Here is a 5,550-nt window from a genome sequence, read left to right on the forward strand (position 1 = left end):
AGGTCACGGCGGAGGCGATAAAGGCAAACAGCGCCATCGGGATCGGCAGGCCGACCATCTGGCCCAGAAGCTGGTCCTTCTGGCTCTTGGCGTGGCGGGTGAAGTCGGGGATGTTCAGCGCCAGGGTCGCCCAGAAGCCGATCATGCCGGTGAGACTCGGCCAGAATACCACCCAGAACTGGCCTTCCTGCGGCTGGCCGGGATCAAAGGCGCTGGGGGTCGACAGCATCTCGCCGAAGCCGCCCGCGTTGACATAGGCCCAGGCCAGGAGCGCCAGCCCCATCGCCAGCAGGAACGGAGCCGCATAGGTCTCCAGCCAGCGGATCGACTCGGTGCCGTTCTTGATGAAGTAGAGATGCAGCGCCCAGAAGGCGAGGAAGCAGATGAACTCGCCCGCGCTGATGCCCAGCACCGGCAGCGCCTCACCCGCCAGCGCGCCGCCGGTAAGGGTGTTCAGGATCACGAAGATCGCCGAGCCGCCGACCCAGGTCTGGATGCCGAACCAGCCGCAGGCGACGATGCCGCGGGCCACCGCCGGGATCTTGGCGCCGGTGGGCCCGAAGGATGAGCGCAGCAGCACCGGAAAGGGGATGCCGTATTTGGTGCCGGCATGGCCCACCAGCACCATCGGGATCAGCACGATAGCATTGGCCGCCAGAATGGTTAGCACCGCCTGATCCCAGCTCATGCCGGAGCCGATCAGGTAAGAGGCAAGCAGATAGGTCGGGATACAGACCACCATGCCGACCCAAAGCGCGGCAATCGCCAGCCAGTCCCAGGTGCGTTCCGCCGCCGTGGTGGGCAGCTGGTCCTCGTTGTAAAGCTCCGGGTCGATCCCCGTCAGGTCCACCCGCGGCGGCGCCTCAGCGCCGGATGCGGCAAACTCAGTGGTGATGTCAGCCATTGTTGGTTTCCTCCCTATTTGGCTTATCGCCGCCCCGTCCTCCACAGGGCGGCAAATACGAAGCTCCCCGGCTTGCGCCGGGGAGCATGATCAGACGCAGGCCGGCATGTTTTCAGCCGAGCGCACAACCTGGCGGGGCGCGGTCACCTCTTTCCACTTGGAGAGCGCCTTGTTCACTTCCGGGAACGCCGGCCGGTCCACAAACCGCCCGTGGCCCGGGGTGGCGCAGACGGAGCCGTCGTCCACCGCAACCTCGCCGCGGCTGAGTGTGTAGCGCGGCAGGCCCGTCACCTCGCGGCCCGAGAAAACGTTGTATTCCACAACCGATTGCTGGGTTTCAGGCGAAATCATCTTGGATTTCTTGGGGTCCCACACCACCAGGTCGGCGTCGGAGCCTTCCAGGACCGCCCCCTTGCGCGGGTAGATGTTGAGAATGCGCGCTATGTTGGTGGAGGTAACGGCGACAAACTCGTTCGGGGTCAGCCGGCCGGTGTTCACGCCCTCGCTCCACAGTACCGGCATCCGGTCCTCAAGGCCGCCGGTGCCGTTCGGGATTTTGGTGAAATCACCGACGCCAAAGCGTTTCTGATCCACGGTAAAGGCGCAGTGGTCGGTTGCCACAACCTGCAAGGACCCCGCCTGCAGGCCTGCCCAGAGGCTGTCCTGGTGCGCCTTATCCCGGAACGGCGGCGACATCACCCGCTGCGCGGCGTGGTCCCAGTTGGGATGGCGGTATTCGCTCTCATCCAGCACAAGATGCTGGATCAGCGGCTCGCCATAGACCCGCATGCCCTTCTGTCGCGCCCGGCGGATCGCCTCATGCGCCTGTTCGCAAGAGGTATGCACGACGTACAGCGGCACGCCCGCCATGTCGGCAATCATGATGGCGCGGTTGGTGGCCTCGCCCTCGACCTCCGGCGGGCGCGACAGCCCGTGGCCCTCCGGCCCGCGGATGCCGTCAGCCAAGAGCTTCTGCTGCATGGTAGCGACCACATCGCCGTTTTCAGCATGCACCATCGGCAGCGCACCCAGCGCGGCGCAGCGGCGGAACGAGTCGAACAGCTCGTCGTCGTCCACCATCAGCGCGCCCTTGTAGGCCATGAAGTGCTTGAAGGAGTTGATGCCGAGGTCCACGACCTGCTGCATCTCGTTGAACACCTGCTCGCTCCACCAGGTCACTGCCATGTGGAACGAGTAGTCGGCGCAGGCGCGTTTCGATTTCGCGTGCCAGGCCTCCAGCGCCTCCAGCATCGACTGGCCGGGGCTGGGCAGGCAGAAGTCCACCACCATGGTGGTGCCGCCCGCGAGGCCCGCGCGGGTGCCGGATTCGAAGTCATCCGCCGAATGGGTGCCCATGAAGGGCATCTCCAGATGCACATGCGGGTCAATGCCGCCCGGCATGACATAGCAGCCCCCGGCGTCCAGCACCTTGTCGCCGTTCAGGCCGGTGCCGATCTGCACGATCTTGCCGCCCTCGATGGCGACATCTGCCTCATAGCTGCGGTCGGCGGCAACAATGGTGCCGCCCTTGATCACGGTTCTCTGACTCATGCCGCTCACTCCACGATCTCTGCGGTTTCCAGCACGGCATGCAGCAGCACGTCGGTGCCCGCCGCTGCCCATTCGCGGCTGATTTCCTCATCCTCGTTGTGGCTGAGGCCGTCAACACAGGGGCACATCACCATGGCGGTCGGTGCCACCTTGTTGATCCAGCAGGCATCATGCCCCGCGCCGGAGATGATGTTGCGGTGCGAATAGCCCAGCTTCTCCGCCGCCCGGCGCACCGCATCAACGCAGCCCTCGTCAAAGGTGACCGGGTCGAAGTGCCCTGCCCGTTCGATCTCCAGCCCCAGCTCCAGTTCCTCGGCAATCTTGGCGGCCCCGTCGCGCAGGCGCCTCTCCATATCGGTCTGGGTGTCAAAGCTGGGCGAGCGGAAGTCGATGGTGAACACCACCTTGCCCGGCACGATATTGCGGCTGTTGGGGTAATAATCGCAGTGTCCGACGGCGCCCACGGCATCGGGCTGGTGGCTCATTGCGATCTCATGCACCAGATCGGTGATCCGCGCCGCGCCAAGGCCCGCATTGCGGCGCATCGGCATCGGGGTGGACCCGGTGTGCGCCTCCTGACCCGTCAGCGTCACCTGCAGCCAGTTCAGGCCCTGGCCGTGAGTGACAACGCCAATGTCCTTGCCCTCGGCTTCCAGAATGGGGCCCTGCTCGATATGCAGCTCGAACATCGCGTGCATCTTCCGGTTGCCCACCGGCTCATCGCCCTTGTAGCCGATACGGGCCAATTCCTCGCCGAACTTCTTGCCTTCCGCATCCTCGCGCGCATAGGCCCAGTCCTGGGTGTGGACGCCTGCAAAGACGCCGGAGGACAGCATCGCCGGGGCAAAGCGGGTGCCTTCCTCGTTGGTCCAGTTCACCACCACGATGGGGCGGCGGGTGCGCAGGCCCTGATCGCGGATCGAGCGCACCACCTCAAGCCCCGCCAGCACGCCCAGCACGCCGTCGTATTTGCCGCCCGTGGGCTGGGTGTCCAGATGGCTGCCCATCATCACCGGGTCCAGATCCGGCTCCGCGCCTTCGAGGCGGGCAAACATGTTGCCCATGCTGTCGACGCCCACCGTCATGCCGGCCTCCTCGCACCAGCGCTTGAACAGGTCGCGGCCTTCCTTGTCGGCATCGGTCAGCGTCTGGCGGTTGTTGCCGCCGCGCAGCCCGGGACCTTTCTGCGCCATCTCCATCAGCGAATCCCACAGGCGGCTGCCATTGATGCGGGCGTTGCTTTGCACGTCTTTCATGTCTTCTCTCCCTTGGCGGCGGCCGGCCCGGCGCGCTCCTCCGCGGCGGGCCGGCGGCCGGTTGGTCACGCGATGAGCGACTCGGCCAGAATGCCGACCAGCTCGTCGATTTCGGATTTTTCGATGATCAGCGGCGGCGACATGGCGATGATGTCGCCGGTGGTGCGCAGATGCGCGCCCTTGTCCCAGGCCCGAAGGTAAGTGTCGAACGCACGCTTGGTGGGCGCGCCCTCAACCGGCTCCAGTTCCACCGCGCCAACCAGGCCGGAGCAGCGGATGTCCTTCACATGCGGCAGCCCTTTCAGGCTGAACAGCGCCTCCGCCCAATAGCCCTCCAGCCCTGCAGCACGCTCAAACAGCTCTTCTTCGCGGTAAGTGTCCAACGCCGCCAGCGCCGCCGCGCAGGCCACCGGGTTGCCGGAATAGGTATAGCCGTGGAACAGCTCGATCAGGTTCTCCGGGCCGGTCATGAAGGCATCGTGGATTGCGCTGCTGATCATCACCGCGCCCATCGGAATGACCCCGTTGGTCAGCCCCTTGGCGGTGGTGATCATGTCCGGCTCCACACCGTAATAATCCGCGCCGAAGGCCCGGCCCAAGCGGCCATAGGCGGTGATCACCTCGTCAAAGATCAAAAGGATGCCATGTTCGCGGGTGATCTCGCGCAGCCGCTGCAGATATCCCTTGGGCGGCAGGATCACCCCGGCAGAGCCGGCCATCGGCTCAACAATCACCGCGGCGATGGTCTCGGCGCCATGCAGGTCGATGATCCGTTGCAGATCCTCGGCAAGCTCCGCGCCATGCTCCGGCTGGCCCTTGGTATAGGCGTTGCGCTCCGGATCATGGGTGTGGCGCAGGTGGTCCACCCCGGTCAGCAGGGTGCCGAAATGACGGCGGTTGTTGACGATGCCGCCTACGGAGATGCCGCCGAAATTGACCCCGTGATAGCCCTTCTCGCGGCCAATCAGCCGGGTCCGGCCTTGCTCACCCCTGGCCTTGTGATAGGCCAGCGCGATCTTAAGCGCGGTCTCCACCGACTCCGAGCCGGAATTGGTGAAGAAAACATGGTTCAGATCCCCCGGCGCCAGATCCGCCAGCCGGTTTGCCAGTTCAAAGGCCTTGGGGTGGCCCATCTGGAAGGCCGGGGCATAGTCCAGCTCCGCCACCTGCTTCTGCACCGCCTCGGTGATCCGCGGCGCGGCGTGGCCTGCATTGACGCACCACAGGCCCGCGGTGCCATCCATCACCTTGCGCCCGTCGGTGGTGGTGTAATACATCCCCTCCGCCCCGGCGATCATCCGCGGGTTCTCCTTGAAATGCCGGTTGGCGGTGAAGGGCATCCAATAGGCGCCAAGGTCGTTCTTGGGGGCCGGGGCAGCAGTCATGACGGTTGTTCCTTCTTGATAAATCTGCGGGGGTCAGGCGGCGGCGAGGCTGAGCAAAGTATCCAAACTCTGCTTAGCGTCGCCGTAGAACATGCGGGTGTTTTCCTTGAAGAACAGGGGGTTCTCGATGCCGGAGTAGCCGGTGCCCTGGCCGCGTTTGGAGACAAACACCTGTTTCGCCTTCCAGCACTCCAGCACCGGCATGCCGGCGATCGGCGAGTTGGGGTCCTCCTGGGCGGCCGGGTTGACGATGTCGTTGGAGCCGATGACGATGGCCACGTCGGTGTCCGGGAAGTCCTCGTTGATCTCGTCCATTTCCAAGACGATGTCGTAGGGCACCTTGGCCTCGGCCAGCAGCACGTTCATGTGGCCCGGCAGGCGGCCTGCGACCGGGTGGATGGCAAAGCGCACCTCCTTGCCCTTGGCCCGCAGGCGGCGGGTCAGTTCGGCGACG

5 protein-coding genes are annotated in these 5,550 nt (G+C 65.2%); all 5 read right to left on the bottom strand.

Features of this window, described 5'->3' with window-relative positions:
* Positions 1-904, bottom strand: a 904-nt coding sequence (locus LHL23_RS23175; protein WP_226431720.1) for a cytosine permease, incomplete at its 3' end; no start/stop codon positions are given.
* Positions 905-994: 90 nt separating this feature from the next.
* A complete protein-coding gene (gene hydA / locus LHL23_RS23180) occupies positions 995-2,455 on the bottom strand; it encodes a dihydropyrimidinase (RefSeq protein WP_226431721.1) in 1,461 nt (486 codons plus the stop codon).
* A 5-nt stretch (positions 2,456-2,460) separates the two neighbouring features.
* A complete protein-coding gene (locus tag LHL23_RS23185) occupies positions 2,461-3,711 on the bottom strand; it encodes a Zn-dependent hydrolase (protein ID WP_226431722.1) in 1,251 nt (416 codons plus the stop codon).
* A 65-nt stretch (positions 3,712-3,776) separates the two neighbouring features.
* Complete coding sequence (locus tag LHL23_RS23190) at positions 3,777-5,096, bottom strand: aspartate aminotransferase family protein (protein ID WP_226431723.1); 1,320 nt, start codon at positions 5,094-5,096, stop codon at positions 3,777-3,779.
* Between the two features lie 33 nt (positions 5,097-5,129).
* Positions 5,130-5,550, bottom strand: a 421-nt coding sequence (locus LHL23_RS23195; protein WP_226431724.1) for an NAD(P)(+) transhydrogenase (Re/Si-specific) subunit beta, incomplete at its 5' end; no start/stop codon positions are given.

It is taken from the genome of Leisingera sp. McT4-56, assembly GCF_020514995.1.
In the GTDB taxonomy this organism is placed as follows: Bacteria; Pseudomonadota; Alphaproteobacteria; order Rhodobacterales; family Rhodobacteraceae; genus Leisingera; species Leisingera aquaemixtae_A.